25 protein-coding genes and 1 pseudogene are annotated in these 26,577 nt (G+C 68.1%); 13 read left to right on the top strand and 13 right to left on the bottom strand.

What is annotated here, in order from left to right:
- Positions 1-568 precede the first annotated feature (568 nt).
- On the top strand, positions 569-1,027 hold the full coding sequence (locus ABD296_RS41840; protein WP_344281330.1) for an integrase core domain-containing protein: 459 nt from the start codon (positions 569-571) through the stop codon (positions 1,025-1,027).
- A gap of 132 nt (positions 1,028-1,159) precedes the next feature.
- Here the strand turns inward: ABD296_RS41840 and ABD296_RS41835 are convergent, their stop codons facing one another.
- Positions 1,160-1,633, bottom strand: a complete 474-nt coding sequence (locus ABD296_RS41835; RefSeq protein ID WP_344281327.1) for a hypothetical protein — start codon at positions 1,631-1,633, stop codon at positions 1,160-1,162.
- 902 nt (positions 1,634-2,535) lie between these two features.
- Here ABD296_RS41835 and ABD296_RS41830 point away from each other — a divergent pair.
- The 3 genes from ABD296_RS41830 (at position 2,536) to ABD296_RS41820 (ending at position 5,665) form a co-directional block, all read left to right on the top strand.
- Positions 2,536-3,288, top strand: coding sequence for a hypothetical protein (locus tag ABD296_RS41830; protein WP_344281324.1), 753 nt, complete (start codon positions 2,536-2,538; stop codon positions 3,286-3,288).
- The gene (locus ABD296_RS41825) at positions 3,285-4,739 is read left to right on the top strand and encodes a response regulator transcription factor (RefSeq protein WP_344281322.1); all 1,455 of its coding nucleotides are present in this window, start codon (positions 3,285-3,287) and stop codon (positions 4,737-4,739) included. Before ABD296_RS41830 ends, ABD296_RS41825 begins: the two co-directional genes overlap by 4 nt.
- Positions 4,740-5,236: 497 nt before the next feature.
- Positions 5,237-5,665, top strand: a complete 429-nt coding sequence (locus tag ABD296_RS41820) for a hypothetical protein (protein ID WP_344281320.1) — start codon at positions 5,237-5,239, stop codon at positions 5,663-5,665.
- A 317-nt stretch (positions 5,666-5,982) separates the two neighbouring features.
- Here ABD296_RS41820 and ABD296_RS41815 read toward each other — a convergent pair whose 3' ends face one another.
- Positions 5,983-6,420, bottom strand: coding sequence for a hypothetical protein (locus ABD296_RS41815; protein WP_344281317.1), 438 nt, complete (start codon positions 6,418-6,420; stop codon positions 5,983-5,985).
- 390 nt (positions 6,421-6,810) lie between these two features.
- Here ABD296_RS41815 and ABD296_RS41810 point away from each other — a divergent pair.
- The 3 genes and pseudogenes from ABD296_RS41810 to ABD296_RS41800 all read left to right on the top strand — a co-directional run bounded on the left by ABD296_RS41810 (position 6,811) and on the right by ABD296_RS41800 (position 10,825).
- A pseudogene (locus tag ABD296_RS41810) lies at positions 6,811-7,598 on the top strand (IS5 family transposase).
- 147 nt (positions 7,599-7,745) lie between these two features.
- Complete coding sequence (locus tag ABD296_RS41805) at positions 7,746-8,327, top strand: sigma-70 family RNA polymerase sigma factor (RefSeq protein ID WP_344281314.1); 582 nt, start codon at positions 7,746-7,748, stop codon at positions 8,325-8,327.
- A complete protein-coding gene (locus ABD296_RS41800; RefSeq protein WP_344281311.1) occupies positions 8,324-10,825 on the top strand; it encodes a hypothetical protein in 2,502 nt (833 codons plus the stop codon). The genes ABD296_RS41805 and ABD296_RS41800 overlap by 4 nt, the downstream gene beginning before the upstream one ends.
- Here the strand turns inward: ABD296_RS41800 and ABD296_RS41795 are convergent.
- Positions 10,812-10,964: a hypothetical protein gene (locus ABD296_RS41795; RefSeq protein ID WP_344281308.1), complete on the bottom strand. Its 153-nt coding sequence runs from the start codon at positions 10,962-10,964 to the stop codon at positions 10,812-10,814. The two genes, ABD296_RS41800 and ABD296_RS41795, sit on opposite strands and share 14 nt — an antisense overlap.
- A 249-nt stretch (positions 10,965-11,213) precedes the next feature.
- A complete protein-coding gene (locus ABD296_RS41790; RefSeq protein ID WP_344281305.1) occupies positions 11,214-12,113 on the bottom strand; it encodes an integrase core domain-containing protein in 900 nt (299 codons plus the stop codon).
- A gap of 193 nt (positions 12,114-12,306) precedes the next feature.
- On the opposite strand from ABD296_RS41790, the gene ABD296_RS41785 reads away from it, so the two are divergent.
- Entirely contained in the window at positions 12,307-12,555 is a 249-nt protein-coding gene (locus ABD296_RS41785; RefSeq protein WP_344281302.1) for a site-specific integrase, read from the top strand.
- Positions 12,556-13,175: 620 nt separating this feature from the next.
- On the opposite strand, the gene ABD296_RS41780 is transcribed toward ABD296_RS41785, so the two are convergent.
- The 5 genes from ABD296_RS41780 to ABD296_RS41765 all read right to left on the bottom strand — a co-directional run bounded on the left by ABD296_RS41780 (position 13,176) and on the right by ABD296_RS41765 (position 17,139).
- Positions 13,176-14,558, bottom strand: coding sequence for a caspase family protein (locus ABD296_RS41780; RefSeq protein ID WP_344281299.1), 1,383 nt, complete (start codon positions 14,556-14,558; stop codon positions 13,176-13,178).
- 43 nt (positions 14,559-14,601) lie between these two features.
- Positions 14,602-14,946 carry an effector-associated constant component EACC1 gene (locus ABD296_RS41775; protein ID WP_344281296.1) on the bottom strand — a complete coding sequence of 115 codons (345 nt, stop codon included), beginning with the start codon at positions 14,944-14,946 and terminating at the stop codon, positions 14,602-14,604.
- A gap of 969 nt (positions 14,947-15,915) precedes the next feature.
- On the bottom strand, positions 15,916-16,065 hold the full coding sequence (locus tag ABD296_RS41770) for a hypothetical protein (protein WP_344281293.1): 150 nt from the start codon (positions 16,063-16,065) through the stop codon (positions 15,916-15,918).
- 176 nt (positions 16,066-16,241) lie between these two features.
- Positions 16,242-16,604, bottom strand: a complete 363-nt coding sequence (locus ABD296_RS50845) for a zinc finger domain-containing protein (RefSeq protein ID WP_455363875.1) — start codon at positions 16,602-16,604, stop codon at positions 16,242-16,244.
- Positions 16,605-16,788: 184 nt separating this feature from the next.
- Positions 16,789-17,139 carry a hypothetical protein gene (locus ABD296_RS41765; RefSeq protein ID WP_344281290.1) on the bottom strand — a complete coding sequence of 117 codons (351 nt, stop codon included), beginning with the start codon at positions 17,137-17,139 and terminating at the stop codon, positions 16,789-16,791.
- A 1,594-nt stretch (positions 17,140-18,733) separates the two neighbouring features.
- Between ABD296_RS41765 and ABD296_RS41760 the strand changes: the two genes are divergently transcribed.
- The 3 genes from ABD296_RS41760 to ABD296_RS41750 all read left to right on the top strand — a co-directional run bounded on the left by ABD296_RS41760 (position 18,734) and on the right by ABD296_RS41750 (position 20,948).
- Positions 18,734-19,228 (top strand): hypothetical protein, encoded by a 495-nt coding sequence (locus tag ABD296_RS41760; RefSeq protein ID WP_344281287.1) that lies wholly within the window; start codon positions 18,734-18,736, stop codon positions 19,226-19,228.
- Between the two features lie 680 nt (positions 19,229-19,908).
- Complete coding sequence (locus tag ABD296_RS41755; protein WP_344281286.1) at positions 19,909-20,310, top strand: hypothetical protein; 402 nt, start codon at positions 19,909-19,911, stop codon at positions 20,308-20,310.
- Between the two features lie 251 nt (positions 20,311-20,561).
- Complete coding sequence (locus ABD296_RS41750; RefSeq protein ID WP_344281284.1) at positions 20,562-20,948, top strand: hypothetical protein; 387 nt, start codon at positions 20,562-20,564, stop codon at positions 20,946-20,948.
- A gap of 93 nt (positions 20,949-21,041) precedes the next feature.
- Here ABD296_RS41750 and ABD296_RS41745 read toward each other — a convergent pair whose 3' ends face one another.
- Positions 21,042-22,094 carry a hypothetical protein gene (locus ABD296_RS41745; RefSeq protein WP_344281282.1) on the bottom strand — a complete coding sequence of 351 codons (1,053 nt, stop codon included), beginning with the start codon at positions 22,092-22,094 and terminating at the stop codon, positions 21,042-21,044.
- Between the two features lie 35 nt (positions 22,095-22,129).
- Entirely contained in the window at positions 22,130-23,701 is a 1,572-nt protein-coding gene (locus ABD296_RS41740; protein ID WP_344281280.1) for a hypothetical protein, read from the bottom strand.
- Between the two features lie 397 nt (positions 23,702-24,098).
- On the opposite strand from ABD296_RS41740, the gene ABD296_RS41735 reads away from it, so the two are divergent.
- Both ABD296_RS41735 and ABD296_RS41730 read left to right on the top strand, forming a co-directional pair.
- Entirely contained in the window at positions 24,099-24,527 is a 429-nt protein-coding gene (locus ABD296_RS41735; RefSeq protein ID WP_344281278.1) for a hypothetical protein, read from the top strand.
- A 175-nt stretch (positions 24,528-24,702) separates the two neighbouring features.
- A complete protein-coding gene (locus ABD296_RS41730) occupies positions 24,703-25,098 on the top strand; it encodes a hypothetical protein (RefSeq protein WP_344281276.1) in 396 nt (131 codons plus the stop codon).
- Positions 25,099-25,330: 232 nt separating this feature from the next.
- On the opposite strand, the gene ABD296_RS41725 is transcribed toward ABD296_RS41730, so the two are convergent.
- Both ABD296_RS41725 and ABD296_RS41720 read right to left on the bottom strand, forming a co-directional pair.
- Positions 25,331-25,474: a hypothetical protein gene (locus tag ABD296_RS41725; protein WP_344281274.1), complete on the bottom strand. Its 144-nt coding sequence runs from the start codon at positions 25,472-25,474 to the stop codon at positions 25,331-25,333.
- Between the two features lie 9 nt (positions 25,475-25,483).
- A complete protein-coding gene (locus ABD296_RS41720) occupies positions 25,484-26,191 on the bottom strand; it encodes a hypothetical protein (RefSeq protein WP_344281271.1) in 708 nt (235 codons plus the stop codon).
- Positions 26,192-26,577: the final 386 nt, after the last annotated feature.

The raw sequence follows: 26,577 nt of genomic DNA, 5'->3' as shown, positions 1-26,577 counted from the left end.
GCGGCACGAGACACGTCCTTCCCCGTTGGCCCACGGCCAACTCAGGTCACGTGGCCGTGAAACGGGGGGAAGCTCACACCGGAGTTGCTGATGCATTGCTGCGGATTCGCGTCCGCGGGAGTCCGTAGTTGCCCGCTCTGGTCGGCTCGGCTGCCGGTTGCTGCGGGCGATGTGTCCCGGGTTGTGGGGGGCCTAGAGGCACCGCTTCTCGGGCCCTGGCGGGGTGGTTGGGAGGCCTGGATCGAGCCGCCGAGCCAACAGGGGAACGAAGCGGGGCATCCCGGACAGGGTCCAAACCGGGAGGTTCTCGCGTTTTCCCTGGTCAAGGGTGGTGGGTCGCGTGGGACTCGAACCCACAACCTACGGATTAAAAGTCCGAAACTGCCGTATCGGAGCGGCCTGTTCAGTGTCGGCCTGTGTCGATCCGTCCCCATCGAGCCCGATATTCGTGCCGCACGGTGCCGCCGCGTGCCGATTCGGTTCGGAACCGCCGAGCCGACAACGAGCCGACATGGACCATTGGTGATCTTGTGGCTTGCCCGTCAGCGACCTCGGCTGACCAGCATGGATGGAGTTTTCGGCAAGCGCAGCGTGGGCGGTGCAGCAGGCCCGAAACCTGGCCATGGAGTTGGAGGGTCGTATCGGCGCGCTGGGGTTTTTGATCCACGACCGCGATCCGATCTTCACTGCCGCGTTCGATGAGGTGTTCAAGGTTGAAGGGCTTCAGGTCGTCAGGACCTTGCCGCAGACGCCGCGGATGAATGCGCTCTGTGAGCGCGTGATCGGAACTCTTCGCCGTGAGTTGCTGGACCGGGTGTTGATCCTGGGGGAGCGGCACCTGGCCATGGTGCTCGGCGAGTACCTGAACCACTACAACGGCCACCGGCCACACCGAGCCCGCCGGCAACGACCTCCAGATGCCGAATGCCAGCCCATCGGGACCCCGGCTGAACTCAACCACCTGCGATCCATCCGGCGAAGACCCGTCGTCACCGGCGTGATCAACGAATACCATCACGCCGCATAACCCCAGCTCAAGCCGCCCAACTCAATAATCGAGCGGGACACGATCAACTCCTGGCCCGCAGCGGATGACTATGTGAGGAGCGGTGAGGACGGCCTGGCGAAGTGTTGAGGATCGTGTCGCGTCCGGCCAGGGTCAGGATTGCCCGGCGGCCGAGTCTTCATCCGGGGCCTCGGCCCGATGGCCGCTGAGTTCGGGAGGAGCGACTCTGGCGCGCAGCAGCGTCTCGATCTCAGTGGCGGTCAGGTCCCCGGTTATGTTGAGCAACTCGGCCCCGTCGTCGTTATACACGACCACCTTCCGACCGGCCCGGCGGGTCAGCCACGTCTTGATAACGCTGGCCAGCGCGGCCCAACCGGCCACACTGGTGACCGCGTACTGCCACCATTCCCAAGGACCGCTGCCCCCGTCCGTGCTGTCGCCGCCACCTCCTACTGTCCCGCCGGTGTGGTGGACGATCAGGAGCGGGGACTCCAGCAGGAGGGGTTTAATCTCCCTCCAGGTCGGGTCGTTCCGCCTGGAAGGTCGATCGGGCCCGTAGTCCATCTCGCCGTCCGGGCCGAGGCAGAAGTGGAGCAGGAGTGTGTCGTCCGCTGTGCGGTCAGGCATTTGGACCTCTCCTTCTCCACTGGCATGCCTCTTGGGCCATTGCAACCTCGTCCGCCCCAGGCCGCCGGTCCTCGTCCCGGCACCGCTACTCGCGGGCTGATCCCAGTCTTACGTTCGCACGGCGGCCCGCAGTCGCTCTCGAAACCGTGCCCGGATGTGGCCCGGGACATTGGGACAACGATGTCGCCGTGGTCTAATGCCCGACGTCTACCGCTTGCGGCTGTTCGAGGCCCTACAACTGAAGATCAACTTCGACCGGCGCACCAGGACCTGTCGGATCCAGATCACCGTCCCACAAGCACTTGAGCATCGTCGGTTTCCTGTGCCGCCGATAGCGTTCAGACGGCCGACGCGAGCTCGCGGCGCTGGGTACTCAGTTGGGGTGGCGTCCGTGCCATAGCTGGTACACGGTGAGTGATAGGCCGGTTACCGTCATGCTGGCGCCTACGGGGAGCCATATGACTGGAGCCAGCCATACCAGGAGACCCGTCACGGCACCCACCGCGAAGCAGACCCCTGCCACGATCACATGTCGGGGTATCAACGGCCCGGGACCCTGCTGATCGGGTGGGGAGGTCGGCGGCGGAGGGGGATCCGGCTGCAGCATGGTGTCTCCTGTCATCGGGCGGTGCCGTGCGCACTTCCTGCCTCCGGCCTTAGATGCCCTCCCTCAGTGATCCCACGGCTTCATCTCGCCTGGCCTTTTTCGGTAGGAGGCGTGGGATCTCCATGCGGCACCATCTACAGAGAGTCTGAGTTCTGTCGACTCGCCTTACGAAGGGCCCCTTCCCATGACAGACGCAGAGGACCCCGGGCGACAGGCCGGGGACACCTCCGCGCACATACAACCTGGGGACCCGCCGCCGTCGGACCTAGAACCGGCATCCGGCGAGCCGTCGCCAGTGGCAGACAGTGCATTGGCAGGTATTGAAGCGAGCCTGGTGTCTGAGGACTACACCGATCCGCGGCAGAGAGCGATGGTGAACAACCTGGAGCGTCGGCAACGCGAGTCGGAGTTCCTCCAACTGCTGGCCGCACGCGGGTTTCAGGGGACGATGTGGGACACCCTGGCCGATGAGTTGGCCGCCTATGGCATCCCCGTGCTGATGTCGATGATCCGCACTCACAAGGTCTCCAAGCTCTGTGCAGACAAGGGTCGCCCCATCCCGCCGCTGCCTTCGGACTGGACGTTCGAGGATCGTTCGGATCTGACCGCACTGACCGTCGCCAAGGCCATCAAAGTGTTCCGCGAACGTGTACTCGCCAAGGGGCGGTGGGACTCGGAACGGGGCGCGACCCTCAAGACATTCTTCATTGGCGCGGTAATCCAGCAGTTCCCTAACCTGTTCAATGGCTGGTGTCGCGAGCGTCGCCGCCTGCTGGCCGTTCCGGGCCTCCTTCCTCTTGAGGAGATGCCCTCGGTCCTGCAGCGGGCGGCCGATCAGCCTTGTGCCGACCCGGCGCGCACGGTCGCCGGCAGGCAACATCTGCTTCAAGTACTGACGGACATGCCGGCGGATCTGCGCATCGCCTCTCTTCTCCTGCTGGAAGGGCACCCGGTCAAGGAGGCGGCTGCAGCCATCGGGAAGTCCGGCGACGCCCTCAGCGAGCAGATGCGCCGCTACCGCAACGGCCGAGGAAGTAGGCTCCGGTGAACAGTACGCCGACCCCGCGCGAGCGTCTAAACAATCTGTTGGCCCGCGCCGCTGAGCATGCCGGCCGCACGCAATCACGCACTGACGTCGCGATGGTGCAAGAACTCCGTGCAGAGTTGGCCGATCGTCGACGCTTTACCGACGCGCTGGTGGAGAGGTTCCTGGCGGCTCGCAGCCCCGAGACGCTGCGGTCACCCGTAGCGGATATCCTGACTGATACCAGTCCCACGATCACCCCAGAGCAGCTCAGCGAGATCACCGAGTTGCTGGCCGCGGTCATCCTCATCGAGGGCACCTCGCTGGGCACACCTCACGCCCAACGCATCCGCGAGCGGACTTCGTCGACTGACCTGGCGACCGTTGAGCGGCTGGGAGCCCTGCTGGAGCAGGCGGACACCAGCCGCAAGCGCGCACAAGCCCAACCCGCGATCGATCAGCAGCAACAGCTGATCAGCGCTTTGGTGTACCTTCTGGGCCGACAGCAAGCGGCCAACCAGCACCTTGTCGCCGAACGCGACGCACTGCGCGAGCAGGTCGCCCGCCAGCTCGAGGCGCGAAGCCGCCTCGATGCGGAGCGCAGCTCACTCATCGACGCCTTCGAGCGCGAACAGAACACCCGCCACCACGCAGAAGAACATGCTCGGCGACTGGCCGATATCGTCGCACGCCTCACAGAGGCGACCAAGACGCAACACGACCAGGCGCCGGCAAATGCCGAGCGCGGTCAAGTCGCTGCCGACGATGCCGCACGCGAGAGCACGGCAGGTACCGGACAGCGCTCCTTTGCCTCCATGGGAGGAGTCCTGATCTGTGACAGCCACGCCGTGTTCGCCGACTCGCTGTCGCTGGTGCTGTCGGACGCCGGCCACGCCGTGGTCGGGGTCACCTATTCGCCGGAGGAGGCGCTGGCATTGCCGCAGATCCGCCACGCAGGTGTCTGCCTGATCGACTGGCAGTTCCCGTCGGGCACCGCGCTGGACTGGATGCCCCGGCTGCGGGCGGCAGCTCCGCAGGTGCGGTTCGTGGTGCTGACCGGGTTCTTGGAGCAGCACATGCTGGAGGCAGGGGTCGCGGCGGGCGTGCGCGGGTTCGCCCACAAGGGCCAGCAGGCTGGCGACATCCTCACCGTGCTGCACCGCGTCGCCGACGGCGAGATCGTCGTCGACCAGCCCACGCGCGAAGGCAGCAGGTCGCGCGCGCGTCGCCAGGCCCAGCACGTCGCGCGGCCCCTCACCCCACGCGAGCGGGAGGTGCTGACCCGGCTGGCGCGTGGCGAGTCCACCCAGGCGCTGGCTAAGGCGATGGGCGTGTCCCGCAGCACGGCGCGCAGCCATGTGCAGAGCGTGCTGAGCAAGCTCGGCGTGCGCTCGCAGCGCGAGGCGGTGATCGAGGCGGCCCGGCAGGGACTCGTGGACATGGAAACCGAGGATTGGCTGAACGAATCGAGCTGACGGCCCAGCCCACGCACAACGTCCCAGACGACCATGCACTTGCCGAAAACCTCGTCCGCGCAGGTCAAGCAGCATGTTCGTATTCGTTTAGGATTCCGCCCAGACGCTGCCTTCTCTGGACGTTCAGGTGGGCGATCTTTGGTCGGCTTCGGTGATTGGCGAAGGCAGTGGTCTCAGTGGCCGAGCATTGGCGAGGCCCTGGTGGGGTCTGCATACCTTCTCCTGCCCTTTGGTCCCGCTCTCGCGTGGTTCAAGGGATCGTCCGTACCGGTTCGGCTGGTCGCTCGGCCGGCGTGGACGCCCATGTCGAAACAGCTGAGATGTGTGGGCTGGCGGCTCCGCCGCGAAGGTGAGCTGATGCGCTAGGCGTCCGGCGCTGGGCTCCGGGCAGGTGTGGTCTGTCTCGCTTGACTCAGCTGAGCTGGGGTTTTCACATCCTGGCGGCTTCCATGCCCCTTGGGGCAAGAAGCCAAGCGGAACGGCGGGAGTCCGGTGCGATGACATCCGACCTGGTCTGCACGTCAGCCCGCCCGGTGCGGGCCGCACGCGTGGCGCGGTGGGCGGCCGCCAGCCTCGGGGCGCCGGTCACGGGCTCATTGCTCTTCGCAGGCGTCCGGCAGGGGGCGGGGCAGTCCGTTCCGGCGGGGCTGTGGATCGCGATTGCGGTGTGTGGCGCGGCGGCCGTCGGGCTTGCCGCCTTGGGGCTATGCCTGCGGTACAGCCTGGAGAAGGTCCGGGTGCAGGTGAGCGGCCAACTCGCCGCGACCTACCACGAGGTCATGGTGGGGTCATCGCGTGAGGTGCAAGCCTCTGAGCACTACAGCGACATCTCCGATGCGATGGCGCGGTTCACCGCGGTCCTGAACAACGGTGTCTGCCCAGCGGACGCGACACACCACAAGCTTTATCGCGGTCGCCGCCGGTGATGCGACGGCGTGCAGTCCACTCCGGTTGGGCGGGATTGGTTCACCAGAGGGCAGTTGACGGGCGGGCGGTTCCGGGCAGGAGGGTATGGGCCGGGCTGACGGGTCGATGATGCGCCACGGGCCGAGATAGGGGACCTGGCAGTGGCGGCAATAAGCCCAGTAGAGCGAGTCTATGCCGCCCGGGCGCTCGGCCGAACGGGCGGTGTAGGTGTCGCCGTCGATGCGGACGATGAGTTCGGCGAACGGCTGGCGGCAGCCACAGACTGTGCGGGGGAGCGCGAGCCGGGTGGGGGGCGGCGGTCCGTCGGCGAGCGCGCTCATGCCCGGGCCAGTGCGTCGTCGGGCGGGTCGGAGGGGTCGGTGATGCGCCATTTGCAGGACGGGCGGCCGATCGAATGGGTAACTACGGCGACCTGGTCCTGGTCGTAGGCGGTCCGCACCCCTGAGATCGACATCCCGGCCGCGGCGGCCAGGGATTCCAGGGTGTAGGGGCGCGGGCGGGTGAACTCGCGGCCATAGGCGAGCAGGCACCGGATCTCCTCCTCGGCCTGCTCCTTGCGGATCCTGGCGTCGGTGAGGGCGTGCAGCAACGGCTCGGCGTCGACCGCATCCCACGCCGCCTCCAACTCGGCGATGGTCTTCTTGCGGCGGGCGTCGACGGCCTCGCACGCGTCGCTGAAGGCCTCCTCGGGCTGCACACTGCCCGGTGCGGGCATCGGGTGCAGGATCGCGGCGATCTCCGCAATCACATCCATATCTACATCATGGTAATGATTTGCGATGAATGCAGGAGTTTGCTCTTCTCGCTACATCCTGGCTGGTGCCGCGCTGCGTGCGCCGGGAGGTCGGGGCGGCCCCTTCAGACGCGGGGTGTAAGCGGTACTGACGGCACCAGGGGGCAAGCCGATCCCAGCCAGATGGGTGAGGACGGTCGCCCGCGGCTGCGCAGGACTGCAGACGCAACCTGCTGCGAGTTGACGTCGCCCAGTCCCCGCCAGCTGGGACTACGGCCAGACCCGGCCGAGGTCGGTCAGCGGTCACGTTCTGTTCACTAAGAGGTCATAACAAAATGTGTATGTAGCGCGACATGTAGTGATGGCTGGGTGGGGTGTGGGTGGGTGCGTAAGGGCGAGCAACCCCCGTGGATCGTGCCCGACAGCCTGTGGGAACGGATCGAGCCGCTGCTGCCGAAGGTGGAGCGCCGTAAGCGTCACGCCGGGCGTAAGCGGCTGGACGATCGCAAGGTGCTGTGCGGGATCTTGTTCGTGTTGCACACCGGGATCCGGTGGGAGTTCCTGCCCCAGGAGCTGGGGTTCGGATCGGGCATGACGTGCTGGCGGCGGCTGGCCGAATGGCACCGGGCCGGGGTGTGGGAGCGGCTGCACCGTCTTCTGTTGGAGGAACTGCATGCCGCCGGGCAGCTGGACTGATCCAGGGCGGTGATCGACAGCTCCCACGTGCGGGCTTTGAAGGGCGGCCCAAAACCGGGCCGAGCCCGGTCGACCGCGGCCGGCCGGGCTCCAAGCACCACGTACTGACCGACGGCAACGGCATCCCGCTCGCTGTGTCGTTGACCGGCGGGAACCGCAACGACGTCACCCAGCTGATGCCATTGCTGGAGGCGGTGCCACCCGTCCGGGGCCGGGTCGGCCGGCCTCGTCGAAGACCCGGGCGGCTGCTGGCCGACCGCGGCTACGACCACGACAAGTACCGGCGGCTGGTGTGGGCCAAGGGCATCAAACCGGTCATCGCCCGCCGCGGCACCCCGCACGGGTCCGGGCTCGGCGTCCACCGCTACGTCGTCGAACGCACCATCGGCCTGCTCCACTGGTTCCGCCGCTTACGCATCCGCTGGGAGATCCGCGACGACATCCACGAAGCCTTCCTGACCCTCGCCGCAGCCATCATCTGCTGGCGACGCCTCGTCCGCTGATTCTGTTACAACCTCTAAGCCGGTCGGAGAGGTCGATTATTGGCGCCTAAGGGAAATCCGCGCCGCGGCATTCACACATCGCAGAACTCGCCGCCCTAGGTGTCGACGAGCGTAGTCCCCCGGACCCTGATCGATCGGAGGCGGTTGGTGGCCAACCACAACGGCGATGCCCCGGCAGACGATGCCGGGGCTAGCGAGCCATCCTCCCCTCTCTCTGCACCGGCGTGGTTCGAGGAGATCTACAACGACCTGTTCCGGGATCTGGTCAAGGGGGTGATGGCGCTGGGCGGTTCGATAGCCGAGGCTGAGGACGCCGCCGAGGAGGCGATGCTGGAATTGCTCAAGCGTGTAAACACCGGCAGGGAGGTCACCAACGTGCGGGGGTGGACTCGCAAGGCTGCGCGGAGATGTTTCATTCGAAGGCGGAAGCGTGATCGAAGTCTGCTGCAGCGCCTCATCGCTGCGCGCCCGGCCGTCTTTGACTGTCGCAGCCAGCTTGATCTGATCTGCTGGGAGGACAAGCAGTGGGCCGACCAGGTGCTGGACCACCTCTCTCCCACGCAGCGAGCAGTGATGGAGCGCGCCGCGGAGGGTCTGAGCCCGGCCGAGATTGGTGAGCTGCTCGGGAAGACCCCGGCGAATGTCCGCAAGAACCTTCAACTGGCTCGAGACCGCCTCAAGCCCCTTCTCAGCGGGGCTTCATCACCCCGGGAGGAGGACACCCAATGAACGACAACACCCCACAGCCCGGCGAAGACGCTGCTTCGATCGCCGCAGAACTGGCCGCCTACCTCAACGACGTCGACGAGGCAGTCGCACGTACCTTCACCGACGAGCGGCTGGCGGCGAGTCTGCGCCGGGTCACCAAGTCCGAACAGCGCACCAGCGATCAGACACCGGCCCCAGCGGAGAGAGAAGACCCGATTCCGGACGCGGGCGTGGCACGCGCCCGGTCAATGAACCAGTCGGCTACCGAAGCGATCCACATGACCGCCGTCGGGAAGTTGCGCGAGTTTCTCACGGCCGGAGTCGTTAGCGGAGACATTGATGCAGGGCCCGAGGGCAGGGACGAGGCCAGGGTCGGCGGCATGTTCGGCGTCGTCAACGGCAACGTGAACATCTACGACGTCGGTTCCTCGGCGACGCCGGAGGAGAAGTTCGACACGGCGCTGAACCTGCTCGACGGGAACATGCCGCGCCGCGCCGAGGAGCTGATCGAGGAGGCCGTGGAGGGCGGGCACCGCAACCACCGGGTGGCGTACTACTGGGCGCTGGCGGTGCTGAGCGGCCGGTCGTTCGACGACCTGGGCCCCGACGAGTTCCAGGCGCTCCAACGCTGCTCGCTCATGGTCGTGCAGGACCAGAGCGACCCGTGGCTCGAGACGCTGCACGTCATCACGAACTTCATCAACTGCCTGATCGTGCAGGAGCATTCCGGCGACCTGACGGAAGCCGATCTCGACCCGGCCATCCAAGACTACGACAACCTGCCGGAGGAACGCCGCGAGGAGATCCGCCGGCACCTGGGCCTCATCATGACCGGCGCGCTCCAGGACCAGTTGGACGTCCGGTACGCGGCCGAGGCGACCAAGCGCAGAATGGCCGGTGATCGGACCGGACGGGCGTGGAAATTCTTCGCGCCCATCCCCGTGCCACCAGAGCCTCGCACCCTCATCCGGCCGGAGCTAAGCCGTCGGCGGCGCTCGGCCGCGGTGGCCGGAGCCGTCCTCGCGGGCCTCGGGCTGGCCATCGTGTTCATCCTCACCGTCACAGCACAGCCGATGGCTGCGCTGGTGTTCGCCGCGGCCACCGGTGGCGGCGGCTACCTGCTCGCCACCAGAGGCCGGGCATGGGTGGTCGCCCGAGACCTCATCGCGGTGGACGACGCGCGGCACGGATTGCCTCGCTCCGGCAAGCGCCGGTACGCCGCGGATGCTCCTGAGGAGGGGACCGACGACCGCGTCTGGGTCGAGAGCGACAAGGGCGACGACCAGGAACGGGACAAGCTGTGGCGGCGCAACTCGTTCCGCAACACCGTCCAGCCGTGGGTGAACGCTTGGTTCGCCGGCCAGAACCCCACCGACGCCACCAAGCGCAACGAGTGGTGGGAGGCCACCGCCGGGATCCGTACGACGCTCGCCGCCGACATCCAGCGGCGCTTCGGCGGCTCCGACGTGATGGTCGACCAGCTCGCCTGGCTGATCACCTGGCGCGTGGGCCGTACCAAGAAGGCATGGGAGGCCGGTGAGCTCCGCGCCGACCGAGACCGGCTCGAAGAGGCCGCTCCGAGCCGGGCCATGGTGACCCTCGGCGTCGCCGGGGTTGGGCTGGGACTGCTGAGCGGACTGGCCGCCGTGCTGTCCACGGGCTTCGGCCTCGGCCTGCTCATGATCCCGACTATCGCCGCGGGTGCTTGGGCCGTGTACAAGAGCGAGATCGACGTATTCTTCGTTCAGCAGGACGTGCACGCCGCCCAGGCGGCCATCGCGGCGGCCGAGTTCGCCGAGGAGCAGAAGGCCTTCGAACGGTGGACGCAGGTGCTGGAGGACCGTCCGACCGACGCCGAGATGGCCCGCTGGCTGGATCATGACAAGCTTTACGCCAAGGAACTGGCCATGAAGGCCTGCGGCCTGACCAACCGGGACTTGGTGGCGCACGCCATCCTCACTGAGGCGCGCTCCCCGTGCCTGCGGGCCCGCGTGCTGTTCGGCCCGCCGCGCTACTCACGGTACCGGGTCATCGTGTTCCTGCTGACCGAGGCGGGCGTACGGCAGGTTAGCCTCAACTTGGACTTCTTCGACGGTACGGTGGGCAATCAGCAACGCAACAACTTCCCGTACACGATGATCTCCTCGGCGCGGGTCCACGCGGTCGGCGTCCGCTTCGACGCCGGCCGCCGCAAGGTCGTCATCATCGACGACGAGTCCGGCGACAAAGAGCAGTACAAGGACGTTGACTCGCTGATCTTGAGCCAGGCGTTCCGGCTGTCGCTGGTGGACGGCCAGCACACTCACATCATCGTGGAGAACTTCGATCACGGCTTCCTCGACCGGCTCCGCGAGGACAAAGCCAGCCTCTTCGAACTGGCCCTGGACAACTCGGGCGTGAAGGGCGCCCTGCGCGTCCTGGAATCGGTCGCCGTCGAAGGCCGCGAATGGCTCAGCCAGGAACGCATCCGCCGCACGCGCCGCCTTATCGACCTCAGGCGCACCTTCATCGACCGCTAGGAACTTCGCTGGATCGCCGACACGCCACCAGCGCGCCGATGTCGGCGGCCTTCACCAGCACGAGCGCGCCGAGCGCGGTCCGCGCGAACACCAGGACGGGCAGCAACATCGACGCGATGGCCGGGGGCACCCTCCTCATGGGCATGTACCAGGCGGGCGAGACCGCGTTCCCCATCGCGCTCGGCCTGATCGTCGAGCACGCGCTGTCGACGCCCTGCGCGCGGCCAAGGCGCTCCTGGCCGACGAGCTCGACATCGCGCCCAAGCAGCGCGACGGCGACGTTGAGGCTCTGCGGACTCTCCAGGTAGTCAAACGCAGCGTGTGGGGCTTCAATATCCGGATTCTGGCTTTGGCCTGGGGCTCGGTGTCGCTTCAGACGTGGTGATCGCTATGCGGCGTTGCGGTATTCGTTGATCACACCGCCGAGGAGGCGTGTCCGGCGGATGGCGGCGTCGCTGCTTATAGGAGTCGGTTCGGGCGGCGGAGCAGGCGGTCGTTGCCCCAGGGAACGATGCGGACGATGACCATTGAAATGATCGGCGTAGATCCTGAGCACGGCTTCCAAATGGCGTCGGGAGAAGATCAGTAACCGGTCGGTGCACTCGCGGCGGACGCTACCGACCCGCCGCTCGGCGAAGGCGTTCGCTCGTGGGCTTTGCGGTGGTGTCCGCAGTACGGTGATCCCGGCCGATGCGAACACGGCGTCGAAGGCGTCGGTGAACTTGGTGTCCCGGTCGCGGACGAGGAAGCGGAAACGCTGAGCGCTCTCGTCAAGGTCCATCAGCAGATTCCGGGCCTGTTGCGTCACCCAGGCGCCCGTCGGGTTGCGGGTGGAGCCCAGCACGTGGACCCGGCGGCTGGCGATCTCTACCACGAAGAACACGTAGATCCGCTGGAGGAAGACGGTATCGACGGTGAAGAAATCGCAGGCCAGGACACCGGAGGCCTGGGCACGCAGAAACGTGGTCCAGGACGCGTCGGCCCGTCGCGGTGCCGGATCGACACCGGCGCGGCGCAGGATCCGCCACACGGTGGCCGCCGACACCTGATAACCGAGCCCGATCAACTCCCCGTGGATGCGCCGGTGGCCCCATCCCGGGTTCTCGCCCGCCAGTTGCAGCACCAGCCGGCGGAAATCCCGCTGGACCGGTGGCCGGCCAGGCGCCTTACGCGGATAGATCCACTTCCGGGCGACCAGCTCACGGTGCCACCGCAGCAACGTCGCAGGCGTCACCATGAACGTGCTCCAGCGTGCCCGGGGCAGCAGCCGCGACAACGCGGCCAGCACGACCCGATCGGCTCATTGGAGAGCAGGACGGTTCACCTGCCGCTGCAACACCGCAAGCTGGTGACGTAACACCAGGATCTCGACGTCCTTGGCCGCGTCCCCGCGGAGCCGAAGCAGCATCACGCCAGCGAGTTGCGCGTCAGGTCGTACAACAGCGACCACACCATGGCGACCCAGCCTGCCCGACCACAGCATGATCCCGCCCGGGAAACTAGCAGGTCAGGCCCCGAACCGGGATAATGAAGCCCCACAGGCCGGAATCGCGGGGCTGCGCCCGCACGCCCTCCGGCACACCTACGGCACCCGGCTGCGCCGCGGCGGCGCCGACCCCGCCCAGGTGCAGTACCTGCTCGGGCACGCCTGGGTGAACACCGCCGGGCGCTACTTCCGCGCCGGCGCCGCCGAGGTCGCCGGCATGGTCGAGCACGTCTTCGGCGACTGATTCCCCCCTCTAGCCTGGCCATGAGCGGCCCACATGCCTGGGAAGCCACCAGAATGTGACGGGAACGATGCGAGCCCATGCGACTACTCTTAGTAGTCATCAGCATATAGCGACGCGAGGGCCCGTCCCATGTTCCGACTCCTGATGAGCACCGCAGCCGCAGCGGGCACGGCCGCCATACTGACCGCGACCCCGGCGAGCGCCAACGCCCGTGGCACCACCGACGCCCGCGACGCCGTCGCGCTAGCGGCCTCCCTCTGCCGCGCCCACGCTTCCGGCAATGGCGCCTACTCGGCCTGCCGACCCCATCAGACCATGTACACGCATCGGGTTGCCGTGAAGTGCCTGAGTGCTGCCTCAGGGACCTACCGCACCAAGCATGGGCCGTGGGTCGGCGGGTTCAGCGTCTCCAAGGCCAGCTGCAATTGGACGGAAACGCGGGGCAGATACTGGTCCGAAGGGCACCCGGAGCAACCCCGGACTGCGAGCCGGTAGGGACGGCCGCCGCGTAGCGAGTTTCATCTGCAAGCTAATTGTGGAGCGGTGCCCGCGAGGACCTGGATGCCGCCCGCACCCCGCGGGCAGCGCCTCGGCCGCCCGCCAGCGCTTCCCACCGAGCCCTAGAGCATCTCTGGCTGGACGCGAGGGTCACGGTCGAGGAACTCCTGCTTGGTGTGCAGTACACGCTCACCCGCGAACCGATCCAGCGCAGCGAGGACCTGCTCCTTGTCGGCGCCGAAGCTCCCGATGGTGGCGATGACGCGGTAGCCGAGATCATGCAGCTCGCGGGAGAAGCGCATTCCTTGCGTTGCGGGGAACGGAACGCCTGGCTGCAAGCGAACCACGAGTAGGTGGTTCCCCTCGTACACCTGAGCTCTCCTGGGATTGACCGAGCCGCGCTTGGGGGGCAGGACGCCCACGTAAGAGATATCTCTCCACGGTGCTTGCGCCGTGGAGGGGCTGGCTCCGTGCTGGCGTACGTGCACGGTGATGGCCGAGCGGTCGATGACCAACTCCGCTTCGGGCAGGGACCGCACGGCCAGGCCAGTCACGAATTCTCCAAAGGCCGAAAGTACAGCCCAAAACGGCAGGATGGCCCACAGCCAGTTCGCGTTGTGGAACTGCAAGGCGAAAAACACGGCCAGCCCGCCGCCGACGCTACAGAAGAAGATCTCGCGAGGCTTCTCCGTGTTGCTCTTAAGCTGCTCGGCCCACGCCGCTGGATCGCGGCGGAACCGCACCTCGTCAAGCGCGTTGGCGGGCGGCGTGTCGGGTGGGGCAGTTCCACCCCGCGCGAGCGCTAGGGCTCCGGCGGTGTCGGTCCCCCGCATACGAGGTCGGGGCAGACCACGGGCTTGGAGAGCCGCGGCGACACTGCGGTAGATCTCATTGAGATTCAGTGGCTGCGGGCTGTCCAGCGCCGCTAGCAACGCCCCGGTGAAGGCGGTGTACCGTTCACCGGAAAGCGCGTAGGAGGGCGCGTTGGCGCTGGTGGAGGTCATCGTATAAGTACCCGCGATGGACAACTGGCCGTCGACCAGGCCCTCCTCGCCCGTCATTACCTCGATGGCCCGCCCGGAGAAGCAGCAGTCCAGGACAAGGACACGGGCGGCGGCGCCGCTGCCGCCGATGTCCTCGCGCAGCAGGTCGACGCCCAGCGCGCTGTACTTCGGAGCATCCGTCCGAGTCGCGTTCGTCGCCAGGTACAACCGCCCCCGTTCATCCACCAAGCCGTGGCCGGCGTAGTAGACCAGCAGCATGTCCGACGCTTCCGCCGCGGCCTTGGCAATGGTGCGGCCGAGTTCGGTGATGGAAGCCGCTGGGTCCACGACCTGGCAGTGCTCGGGGTCCAGTACACCGGTGGTGTCGTGGGTGAGCCGGTGCCACAGGCCCGCGACGTTCTCCCGCACGGCCGGCAGGTCAGCCAGATCGGAGGATTCTGGGAAGTGGCTGACCCCGATCAGCACGGCGCGTGACCGGGCCGGATCGGGAAACCGGCTCACTCCTGCTGCTCCGATGCGTCGGTTAACTGCCTGATCTCCCGCATCAAGACGGGCAGGTGGTCGTCGCGGTCGAGCTGCGCGTCGACCTCGAAGCTGCGACCGTCGGGCACCTTGATACGGTGACCTTCACGTTCGCGTGGCGATTGGTGAGCCAAGTGGACAACGAGCGGGCGAGTACCGCTCCCGCCCCACCGGATCCCAGCGCGATGGTGAGCACGTCGAGTAGACCGCCCATCTCGCCGCCGACCCCACCTCCAGAGGGCTCCAGAAGCAGACGCCCCCGGAACTCATCCTCACGCCGCAGCCAGTCAAACAACGACTGCAGCGCATCGGGATCATCGGCCACACTGACCCGCAGCAGCGGCCCGGTTTCCGGTGCAATGCCCATGACTCCATCGTGGCAGACATCCGCTTGGCGAACCCGGCTTGCGCTGTTTTGGAAGTGCTGCACCGCGGCATCAAGCTGATGCACCCCATATCCGACCCGCTCGCGTCAAATCCCGCCGCTAGTCAGATCGCGAGAGCGCCGCGCAGGGAGCGGAGGGCCGTGCGGCGTGTGGGCGACTTATCCACGGCCCGTGCTCAGCAGCGGCCGGGCAGGGACCGGGCCCCGTGTCCTCCCCTTCCCGCCTTCGTGTTTATGTCTGCCCGAAAGTGTGCCGTGCTCGCCGTGTCAGGGGCCTTCGTCGTCACGGGCATGTTCGCGGGGGCGGCTTCGGCTTTCGCCGCTCCCCGGCAGGTGCCGCACGGTCAGGCGGGGGAAGCCGTTCACCTCGCTGGCTACGAGCCCAAGACCGTCATCCACCGCAAACCTCCCTCACAATCGCGGCTACTGCACCGCGTGGGTGTACACCAAGAAGGCCGGTGGGCACTGGTACGCCAAAGCCGTCGTGAGATCGAGTGGAAGGTTGGCGCCGCACTGCGAGCTGGGTATCGATATCCGACACGGAAGCGGCCCCTACCAAGCACCGCCCGGCAATGACACCCCCGTAGCCGTCCGCGAGACCCTGTCGACGCACTACTACCTGGACGATCCGGGGTCCAAGGCGCGCGCCTGCCTGTCCAACCGCGACCTGGGCGACGATGGCTGGCACTGCGGCGCTGGGTGTGATCTCGCCAGGTCAGCGGTGACGCCCCGAGGGGGCCGTGCGTGGGTGCGGCACCCTTTCTCGGCTGCTGCCCGGCCACGGTGAGGCGCGCCGCGCCAGCTGGGTGAACCGCATGGCCGCCGCCGTCCCGGAGAGCCGCCGTGCAGGGCGACAGGATGAGGAGTCAGGTTCAGCGCTTCACCCCCGCGGAACAGATGGACGGGCCTGCGTTGGGTCCGCGCGACGGACAGTTCCGTTGCGCGAAACCCCTACTCGCGGGGGGCGGCGGGGCCGATGAACGCGGCGACGAACTTGTGGGAGCGGGCGCCGAGCCGGTCGGACGGGGCGGGGGTGATGGTGCTGGCGCCGATCAGCACGTCGCCCGGCGGGACGGCTGATCCCGTCGCCCGCCGAGCCACCCGCTGACTCCTCAGCCTCTCTTCCTGTCGCTACTGGCCGTTCCGGTCCTCCTCACGGGCCAGACAGCGCCGAGCATCTAACCTGCCAGCAGGACCACAAAACGAACCGCTTGATCATGCGCAATGGCCTGGTCGAACAAGGCGTTGACCAGGTCGGCGACCCGCGCGGACAGTACTCACAGGCCGTCGACGCGCCTCTGCCGGTCCGCCGAGCGGCCGCGGGTCGTGGCAGCGTCGCGGCGGGCGGCGAAGAACTCGTCCATGGGGTTACGCGCCTGGCCGGTGGGTGGCTCGCCGGCGCCAGCCTGATACTCCTGCAGTTGGCGGCGTTCGACAACGCGCTGCGGGGGCCGTCGACCGGCCTCGGCGGCTCTGCGCCTGCGGTCGGCGTGCGCTGCGACCGGTTCGCCGCGCCCGTTTCGGCACGAGGCGCCGACTACCGCCAAACAGCGCGGGCAGGGGACCTCGCGCGGCCGCACGTCGGGCAACTGCGTGCTTGGCCGCTTCTCCCGGCGCCGTCCGTCCTTCCTCTTCCCCATGACCGGGACCGTAGAGCACCAGGGCGCGTCATGCCCGCGGGGTGGTGTTTGCACCCGGCCCCGTGGTGAGCAGTTGCCAGGCGGGGACTGTGACGGGGAGCAGCTCTCGTTCGCGCTCGGGCCGTGAACACCGACGCCCCCGCGCGCTCCGAGGGGGGAGAGCGCAGGGGCGTCCGCGTGGGGTTTAGCGCTCGAAACGGTCGATGAACTCCTTCGCCAGTTTCCGCCAGCCCTCCAAGGGGACCTCGTCGCCGATCCTCTTGGCGGCGTAGGCGAGGTCCTCGGGATTGTCCGGCGCCCAGTCGGGATCCCGGGTGGCGATCTGCAGCGAAGAGCCGTGGACCTTCCAGTACAGGACCCCGGCCGTCTGTTTGTCCTTGTCGGCCCACGTCATCGCCACGATCCCGTCCGTGCCGTTGGCCAGGTCCCTAGCAACCTGCGGGAACTTGGACCGGTAGGGCCAGGACTCCCACGCCCCCTTGAACGACAGATCAAGCGCGACCTTGTTGTGGGGGAGGGAGGCGCGCCTGTTCAAGATCAGACCGAGCGCCATCCCCCCGGAGACAGCGTTCCGCTGACGTGCTGGTGCCAATGTCATCGGGAAAATGTAGTCCTCGCCGGGGCCGGCGCCGGGCGCCGGTCGGGCAGACCCTATAGATCGCGGCGGCCGGTGAATCTCTCGGTCTAGGTGCGCGAGCAGCAACCGACCGGCCAACGGCGGCACCAGCCAGTAACTCGCCGCGCTACCGCCACTGGCCGTACTGATGCGCCTGGCGACCTGGGCGCTTGCGGCGGCAAGCGGTGACCGGGCGGCCACTCGACATATCGCCCAGACGCGACGCGCCCGCACGGCGGTGACCGGCGCCGCGCCAGCTGCGGGATTATCCGGCCGCCGGCGCCCGACCAATCCCGGTTCGTCTCGCCGTGGCGCGTCCGGAACCGCTTGCCCGAGCACGCACGCGGCCCGTACCGCCGTTGCCCGGTCGGTTGCTGCTCACGGGCCGAGGCCCAGGAGTCGACCGCTGAACCCAGATCCGGTACGTCGTCTTCGTGGACTTCGACGGCGTGTCGTGGCCGGATACGGCCAACGCTGTGTTCTTCACATGCCGAGTCCCCGCACATGGCACCTGACCAGGCCAATTACCAGCGCACTTTCGCGGATGCTGGCAGCCGCTCGCCGCTCTGGACGCTCTGTATGCTCCCGATGCTCCGAATGCTCCAGCCGCGAACAATCCAGACAACAAGGCCCGGACTGTCGGGGCGCCTGTCATCCGCATGGCCCTGTACCGTGTCGCTCATCGCCTCCTGCGCTCCGGCATCTGTCGGCGGGGATCCGGCCCTCAAGCCGGAGACAAAGGAGGTGATCGGGAGGTGTCGAGCCGTCGTACCCCCCGGAAAAGCAGGCGGGCCCCCGCTGAATGCGCGTCGAACTGGCAGAAGGTCACAACCTTCGCTGGCATCGGGCGCCTGGCGGTCGAGGTCGCTCGGCTGGTCCGGGACTGGATGAACGGTGAAGGCCCCTGGCCGTTCCTCTGATGAGGTAACGAGCCGAAGGGCCCTCCCGCGCAGGGCTCCTGTGGCGGCAGCTTGGCCGGCGACGCCGCAGGGGCCCTCTTCTCTGATGTTTTCCCAGGTCACATGCTCCGGGTTCAGCCGCGAGCTCCGTGAGTGCCTAGCGCACCTTGACCGTACACCGGTTTACCCACCGGCCGATAGCCGCCACGGGGTCGAGGTGCGAGCAGCAACCGGCCGGCCAACGGCGGTACCGGCCCGGTGATGGTGATCTGGCCTCGAGGCGGGGGGAGAAAGGGGGCGGCCGAAGGCGGCGCGACGCATTCCCCCAGGCGCCCGCCGCGCGCACCACGGTGGCGACGCCACCGGGGCTCCGGGATAGGCGGTCCTTACCCCGGAACGTCAGGACCGTGGCTGGTGACCGGTCCTTCCAGGAGGTCGTCCTCAACACGGTCACCATCAGCTGGGCCTGACCACCACGGCGGACCGGCCTCACTCCCGCGGCGGGGGCGGTACCCCGCCCGCTTCCGCGCTGCCCGCCTGCGTCTCACACGATGCGGGTTACGTGAGGGATTCCTCCGGTACGCGCTGGTCTGGGGGCGCGGCAAACTGTCCGGGTGCTCGTGACCTATCTCGCGCAAGGCGCCCAGCAAGCGGCAGCAGAAGACCCGTGGTGGAAGACGTTCCTGTCCCCCCTCGGCGGGGTGATCGTGGGTGGCCTGCTCACGCTGTTCGGGCAGACTTTGTCTGACCGCCGCACTCTCCGGCGGGACGAACTACGTGCCAAGGAAGAGGCGGCGCAGCGCCTGGCGCTGGAGCGGGTGGCGATCCAGCGAGAGTCCATCATGGAGATCCAGCACGCCCTCGAAGGCATCATGGTGGCGGTCATGATGCGCCCGGGGCAGAAGGCGACCGACGAACTCAGGGCAGCCACCACGAAAGTCACTTTGCCGCTGCAGGCCCACATCGCTCGCCTGGACGATCGGGAACTAGCCGCCAGTGTGCAGGAGTGGCTGAATGCGTCCCTTGGTCCCGAGGAAGCCCGCTCAGCACTCGATGTACTCCAGGACCGGCTGAGCCGCCGGCTACGGGCGCTCTACTCCGAGCAGTAGAAGCCCACCGAGGTTAGTCCGGAAAAGCAGCGCCGTCGTCGGGACCAAGCTGGCCCGGGCCCTGTCGGAGCAGTCGCGGGCCTGGTGGCGGCCGCACCCCCGGCGCCAGGCGGTGGCGGTGGCGATCGTGCACCGCGACCTGCACCGCGCCGTGGTCGAGCGCGGCCGGGTCCCGCCGCACCTCCGATCTTCGGCGGCGCACTGGCCGACCTACCGGCCCGTGAACATCACCCCACCCGAGCTGCGCGACCGCGAGGGCCTGGCCGCGTCCGTCGCCGCCGGGTGGGCCGAGCCGGCGACCGACCCGGCCGCGCTGCCTGACCTCGCCGAGCGCCGGGCCGACGCGCTCATCCCGCTCGAGGTGGACGCCGACGGGCGGCCGCTGAACCCGACCGGACGCACCGGACGATGCGGCCGCGACCTCGGCCGGTGGGGCGAGAACGCCGCCGCGGACGCGATCGTGGTCGCTGGCACCGGTGCCGCCCGGCGCGTGCTGCTGATGGACGGCGGTTCGCTGCCCGGCGCCCGGGACCTGCCCGTTGTCACCGCGGCGCTCTACTCAGCCACGCACGCCGGATGGTGTCATGGCCTGGCCCGCGCCCCCGCCAACCCCCGAGGAACCCCTCATGCGCGCTGCCCGCCCACTCCCGTCAGCACCGGCTGCGCTGACCGTCACCGCGGTGACCACTCTGCTCACTGCCGGTCTGACCGTCGGCCTGGTCACCGGCACCGCCCCGGCCGCCCGCGCCTCGGCCTGCTCGCAGTCCTACCTGCCGTTGCCCGACCCGAATTGCCAGCCGGGCGCCTACAACCCCGACGTCACCCAGTCCACCATCGGCTCCACGATCTGCACGTGCGGGTGGACGGCGACGGTGCGCCCGCCGACCTCCTACACCAATCCGCTGAAGGTCAAGCAGATCGGCGAGTACGGCTACTCCGACACCAGCACCTCCGACTACGAAGAAGACCACCTGGTGCCGCTCGAGCTCGGCGGCGCCCGAAGGCGACCACGAATCTGTGGCCCGAACCCCGCTACGGGACCCAGACCGCCACCAGCAAGGACGGCGTGGAGACCAAGCTGAAGAACGCCGTCTGCAAGGGCAGCATCACCCTGGCCTCCGCACGCAGCACCATCGCCCGCAACTGGACCACCGCCCTGGCCGTCACCGGCATCGGCTGACGAACGCGCCAGATCGGAGAAGGACTGGGGTGGCCGCGATCGCGGCGTGGCCGCCCGACACGTTGACCTGATCGCCCTCGCGGACAGGACATTCTCGATCAGGATTCCGCTCTTCGTGCCGTTGCCGAGCGAGAAGGCGAGGAGAGCCTGTAGGTGAGCTGGGTGTTCAGCGGTGTTAAGGCTCAGAAGGTCGAGGCGGTGCACATGGCCGAGGCGGTGCACACGGTCCGGCTCGCTGGCTGGCGCGAGTGTTTCACCCGCCAGCTGCGTCTAGCCGTCCACACCGGCCAGGTCCACCGCGACGAACACGGCGTCGCCGGCACCGCCCTGGTCCACCTGTTCCGGCTCCTGGACGCCCCCGCCGTCAAGAAGACCGCCGCCGACACCGGCGCCGACCTCACCATGGTCGTCTCCGACCGCCTCTACACCGACGCCACCGAAAGCGGCGGCCTCATCGACCCCGCCGCCTACACCCCCCACCGCATCACCAGCAAAGAGACCCGCACCCGCGCCTGGATCTGGACCCCACCCACCCGCTGACCGAGTCTCAGCCATCGTGGCGGCGCCGAGCTCTCCGAGAAGAGGCACCTTGTCAACGAAGGGCCAGACCCTTCCAACGGGGAGTCCGGGCCTTCAGCGGTCCCAGATGTGGACGGTTTCGCTGGCCTTGAGAGGTCTTCCGTCGGGGCCTTTAATGTGCGGGTTGATCCAGATGGGGCGGTGGACTTGCCGGCTGGGGTACCACTGCTGGCGCCAGTGGCCTTTGACCATCCACCGGCACGTGTATTGCCGCGCGGCCTGATCGTCGTCGGGGGCGCCTTGGGCGCGGGTGGCGGGGCGAAGCCGTAGTAGCCGTACGGGACCGGTGGACAGTCCGTCGCGCTGGTCGCGGCGGGTTGAGGCGCGGGAGCGGTGCAGGTCTTCTGCTTCGGCGATGTTGGGCTGGTTCATCAGCAGCCACGCGGCGCGCAGGGTTTGTGACCAGGGAGCGAAGGAGCTGCGGTCGCCGGCGTGGCTGTCGCCGGGTTTGTAGTGCGCTTTGGTTTGTGAGCCGTATCCGAGCGCGGCTTCGTTGTCCCAGGTGAGCGGGTCGCGGATCTGCCGGAGCCGGGTGCGTTCGGCGGGTTTGGCCGGGCGGCTGGCCTGGGCGGCGAGCATGCGTTCCAGCCCGGTGAAGTCGGTGGGGGTGTAGTAGGTGAACCAGATCCCGCCGCGGGGGAAGGCGGGCAGGTTGTAGGGGCCCCAGTTGACCGCGACGATCGGCACCCGGGCGTGGTAGCCGCCGTCGGTGTTGATGTAGGAGCCGATCGGCTCGGCGAACACGATGAATCCGGTCGGGGAGGGCACGTCTGGGGGTTCGAGATGGAAGTCGGGAAGTGATTCGCCGGCGGCGACGGCCAGCGTGGTCATGTCGGCGGTGACGAAGTACAGTTCGGCCGCGCGCAGCCGCTGGTGTTCTTGCTCGCACAGGATCTGCGCGGCCGCTTCGGGAGTGGGGGCGTCGGGGACGATGGAGCCGCGCCCCATGGCCAGTGCCCCGGCCGTCTGGCGGATCTCCCAGGGGCTGCGCATCTGACGGACCATCGCGGCGCGCAGCTGCGGCATCGCGGCGGGAGCAGGCGGATCCCAGGGGATCTGCTCGACCTGCTGCTCGGGGCCGGGATCGGGGTCGGGGGGCTGGGGCATCGATCCTCCCTTTGGGGGAGAGGGTTCACTGCTGGTCACCGGCGGACTCGACGGGGCGAGGGGCGGGATGCCGCTATCGCCGGGGGATGGTCATGCCCAGCATTGCCAGGAGTTCTTGTCGTAGAAGTTCTGGAAGCGGCTGATGGCCGGGGTGGTGTTGTAGAGGCGCTGGCAGGCGTCTTGGGTGTCACGCCGTCGTTGCTGCCGGTGCAGTACCAGCCGTAGGCGTCGCGGCCTTGGACGTAGGTGGCGGAGTGGTGGCCGGTGATCTGGCAGTAGCGGTTGAAGTTCAGGCTGCCCAGCCGGCCAGTGCGGGTGTGCCAGCACTCCCAGGAGTGGGGGTTGTTGAAGTCTGCGACGCGGTTGGTGAGCTGGTCGGTGCCGTAGGTCCAGGCGCAGACGGCTTGGGCGTCGTCGCCGGTGCCGTTGTCGCTGGTGCAGTGCCAGCCGTAGGCGTCGTTGCGGACGAGTTCGACGTGTCCTTGCCTGGTGGCGGTGCAGTAGCCGTCGAAGTCCGGAGCGCCCAGCAGCGCGGTGCCGGTCACGCCGGTGGCCTTTCTGTGGTTGCCGCTGTCGCCGCCGCTGGAGTGCCGGGGTGCGGAGCGGCTGGTGGGGGTGGTGGGCAGCTCGGGCGTGGGGGAGGACGTGGGCGGCTGCGGGGTAGAGGTGCCGGGCTGGGTGGGCAGGCTGACGCCTTGGGGGTGGGCGGCCGATGATGCGGGTTCGGGGGTTCCGGGTGCGAGTACCGCGGCTGCGGTCACTGCGGCCGCGGTGAGGATCACCACCGACGCCAGGTAGAGCGCCAGCCGCCGCCGGTTACGCCACCACCCCCTGCGGCTCTTTCGACCGGGCGGACCCAGCCTGACCTGGCCCGAAGGCGCAAGCCCGGCCGGTGGAGGCGCGGGTGAGAACACCGGCGGTGGCAGGGCCGGGCGCTGCGCTGATCTGGACGCAGGCGGCGACGTCGGCGGTTCAGCGGGGGCCGGCTGGGCCGTGCCCGGCGGCAGGTCGGGGAAACCTCCGGTCACGGTTGCGGCCGTCTCCCGGGCTGGCGCGGGAGCGGGAAGCGGCGGCCCCAGTGTGTCTGGTTCGTGCGGTTCCGCGCTGGCCTTGTGCTCGACCTCAGCGGTATGGCCGGGGCCCGCGTGTTGGAGAGCGTCGACGCCCGCTGGCAGCGGCGCGTCAGTGTCGACGCCCGCCGGTACCGGCGGGCCGGCGCTGTCAGGTGCGGAGTCGGCCGCACCGCTGGACTCGGTGTCGGTCACGGTGTCGGGTGGTGGCGCGGCCGTTAGCGAGGCGGCGGCGGGGCCTTGCTGGAGTTGCCGGCGGGTGTCGTGCCAGCGTTGCTGCCATTGCTGCGGGTCGCCGTCACAGGCGCGGACGTAGGCCAGGGCGACCGTCAGGGTGGGCAGCCGGGCGCCGGATGCGGCAGCCAACAGGGAGTTGGCCGAACAGTGGGGCTTGGCGGCCATGGCCCGGTAGGTGGGGGTCCCGGCCTGCTGGCGCAACTGCCGCAGATCATGAGCGAACCGCTCCACCGGACCGTGGGTGGGATCGAGGGATTTCTCCTGCCGGCCCATCGTCTGGCCCCGTCCTGTTTTGTCCATGCTGGTGAAGGCTTGATTGTGAACAAAAACCCGGCCGGTGTGAACGCCGACGACCGCATCCGGGCGGGCAGGAATCAGCGGTGGTGCTCGCCACCCAGCTCACCGCCCTGCTCACGTTCAGCGCACCCGGCATCCGGATGTACGAGGCCCGGTGCTTTTGTCCGCCGAATGATCAGCGGCAGCGCCGGGGTGATGGTCAACAACCGGCTGCCCTACACCGGGAAGTGCCCATCCGCTTGGCCGCCGACCGCGGGTCTCCGCGAGGCGCCGGCCCTGTGCCTGCCGAAAACTACGTTCGTGCAGGTGAGAGGCGCAGGGGGTGGGTTCGGACGCGGGGGGTTGGTCAGTGGCAAGGACAGGCCGCGGCGTGGTGGTTGCCGCGGGATGATGGGCGGTTGTGCTGTTGCGACTGGCCTACATGACCGTGACCAACGCGTTCGCGGTGCTGCGTCTGCTTCCGATGACCGGTCGGGACAAGGACACCGAGATCTTGGTGTTGCGGCACCAGATCGGCGTGCTGGAGCGCCGGCTTGCCGGAAAGCGGGTGCGATTGACCACGGCGGACCGGGCGTTTGTGGCTGCGCTGCTGCACCGGTTGCCTTCCGGGGTGCTGCGGCGGATGCGGCTGCTGGTGCGGCCGGACACAGTACTGCGCTGGCACCGGGACCTGATCGCGGGCCGGCATGCCGCCCGATCCAAACCCAAGCGGCCGGGCCGACCGCCCACCGCCCACCGCCCATCGTCCACTCCATCCGGCTGCTGGTGCTGCGTCTGGTGCGGGAGAACCCGGGCTGGGGCTACCGGCGGGTGCACGGCGAACTTATGACGCTCGGCGTCAAGGTCGTGGCCTCCACCGTCTGGGAGATCCTCAACGACGCCGGTATCGACCCGGCACCCGAGCGTTCCGCCACCACCTGGGCCGGCCTTCTGCGCTCGCAGGCCGAGGCGCTGCTGGCGTGTGACTTCCTGGAGACCGTGACCCTCACCGGGCGCGGATTTACGTGCTGGCGGTCATCGAGCATCACACCCGCCGGATCCGGGTTCTGGGCGCCATCGCCCACCCCACCGCAGCTTGGGTGACCCAGGCGGCGCGGAACCTGGTCATGGATCTGGAGGACGCCGGCTGCCGGGCACGGTTCCTGATCCGTGACCGGGACGGCAAGTTCCCTGGCCTGTTCGACGCCGTTCTGGCCGATGCCGGTATCCAGACGGTGCTGACCGGGGGGATGCCGAGGATGAACGCAGTGATGGAGGGGTGGGTGCGGACCTGCCGCCGTGAACTCCTGGACCGCACGTTGATCTGGAACCAGCGGTGCCTGCTCCAGCCCTCCGCGAGTTCGAGACCTTCTCCAGCCAACATCGCCCGCATCAGGGCATCGCCAACGTCCGCCCGTTGAAGCCGCTGCCTGCGCCGATCAGCGAAGCAGACCGGATCGCCCACCTGGACATCCGAAGAAGGCAACGTCTGGGCGGAATCCTCAACGAGTACGAACATGCCGCTTGACCTGCGCGGACGAGGTTTTCGGCAGGGACAGATGCGGTCGGCGACGCGCTGGAGGCGACGCGCTGCTCGCGGATGGTGTCCAGGACCTTCTGCCGGAGCGGCCGGTCGCCCATCCCGTAGGGCTTCTAGTAGTCGTCAGGCCAGTAGCCGATCACCCAGTCGCTGGTGTCCAGGCCGGCGTCGGGCGTGACGTCGCGCAGCATCAGCCCGTGCCCCTCAGTGTCGCGGATAAGCCCCCCGTCACCGGGACGATTCGCGAAGCGGAACACCGTTGCTTATCAGCATCTGGCCAGCGAACTGGCCTGCATCCAGCCGTATCCCGGCGAGTCCGCGGGGGTCCGGATGGCGCGCCAATGCGGAGGATTGTTGGAGGGACGAAATAGCACAACAACATCCCCGGAGTACTTGTACTCGATCGTCCGGGCACTGGTGTTGGGATCGGTGTACACAGCGGACGGTTCCTTGACTACCTGTGCACACAACGCGATGGAGACATCATGCCCATGCCTGGCGGTTCCGCCCACGTCCTTCGTTGGGCGACCCGACACTGTCCACATGGCAACCAAAGGTCCAGAAAGTACGATAAGGACGATAAGGACGATAAGGACGAGGATGCCGTATTTCCTGGCGTAGTTGCGAGCCCGTCCCGGTGGTGTTGATCGCTCGAACGTGATGCAGGCCGACTCGGCGGGATCTAGGACTTGGGTTCGTTCGACGGCTGCAGCCCGGTGGCGACGGGCGGCTTTCCGCTTGCGGGCGGCTTCGTCCGCTGCCGCCCAAAGTGACCGCCATTCGAGGTCTTGCTCAGCACCAAGCGCGTGGAGCAAGGCTTCGAACTTCGACCAGGGCGGGACAGGACGTGAGTTTAGCCAGCCGCGGATCGTGGACTCCGGCAGGTGATGGCCCAGCGACTTAGCAGAACTGCTGATTTCAGCTGCTGAAGGGTGTGCGTCAGCAGTCAGCGCTTGCTCGACCTGGCTCCACAATCTGGCTATCGGATCAGGCGACGCTTGGGTCGGTGTCACTGACCGTGGCGTCCGGGCAAGAGATGCTGGCACCGTGGCTGCCTCTGCCGTGGCTGTCGTTCCGACCACCTTCGACGGGCCGATGTCCTCCGCGGAGGGACTGGGCCGGGGAGCCGCCGTCGGAGATCTTGTCACCTCAGACACCGACTCCCCGGCTGCTTCCGATGGCTTCTCATCCTGCTGTGGACTGGAAGCAGATTCCTCATCTGAGGAATCGAGGGCGGCAACGGCGGCGATAGTGGCCTTCCAGCGCTCATGCCACTCTTCCTCTGAGCTTCCCCCCGTTTCACGGCCACGTGACCTGAGTTGGCCGTGGGCCAACGGGGAAGGACGTGTCTCGTGCCGCC

Origin of the sequence: Actinomadura napierensis (genome assembly GCF_039529375.1) — a bacterium.
GTDB classification, from domain to species: Bacteria; Actinomycetota; Actinomycetes; order Streptosporangiales; family Streptosporangiaceae; genus Spirillospora; species Spirillospora napierensis.
Note: the sequence above shows the minus strand (reverse complement) of the source record. Positions and strands in the feature narration are given on the sequence as shown.

Coding starts and splice junctions, on each gene's coding strand:
- ABD296_RS41840 (WP_344281330.1), top strand. CDS start 569: ATGGAGTTTTCGGCAAGCGCAGCGTGGGCGGTGCAGCAGGCCCGAAAC.
- ABD296_RS41835 (WP_344281327.1), bottom strand. CDS start 1,633: ATGCCTGACCGCACAGCGGACGACACACTCCTGCTCCACTTCTGCCTC.
- ABD296_RS41820 (WP_344281320.1), top strand. CDS start 5,237: ATGACATCCGACCTGGTCTGCACGTCAGCCCGCCCGGTGCGGGCCGCA.
- ABD296_RS41815 (WP_344281317.1), bottom strand. CDS start 6,420: ATGGATGTGATTGCGGAGATCGCCGCGATCCTGCACCCGATGCCCGCA.
- ABD296_RS41800 (WP_344281311.1), top strand. CDS start 8,324: ATGAACGACAACACCCCACAGCCCGGCGAAGACGCTGCTTCGATCGCC.
- ABD296_RS41795 (WP_344281308.1), bottom strand. CDS start 10,964: ATGAGGAGGGTGCCCCCGGCCATCGCGTCGATGTTGCTGCCCGTCCTG.
- ABD296_RS41785 (WP_344281302.1), top strand. CDS start 12,307: ATGATCCCGCCCGGGAAACTAGCAGGTCAGGCCCCGAACCGGGATAAT.
- ABD296_RS41775 (WP_344281296.1), bottom strand. CDS start 14,946: ATGGGCATTGCACCGGAAACCGGGCCGCTGCTGCGGGTCAGTGTGGCC.
- ABD296_RS50845 (WP_455363875.1), bottom strand. CDS start 16,604: ATGGGGAAGAGGAAGGACGGACGGCGCCGGGAGAAGCGGCCAAGCACG.
- ABD296_RS41745 (WP_344281282.1), bottom strand. CDS start 22,094: ATGCCCCAGCCCCCCGACCCCGATCCCGGCCCCGAGCAGCAGGTCGAG.
- ABD296_RS41740 (WP_344281280.1), bottom strand. CDS start 23,701: ATGGACAAAACAGGACGGGGCCAGACGATGGGCCGGCAGGAGAAATCC.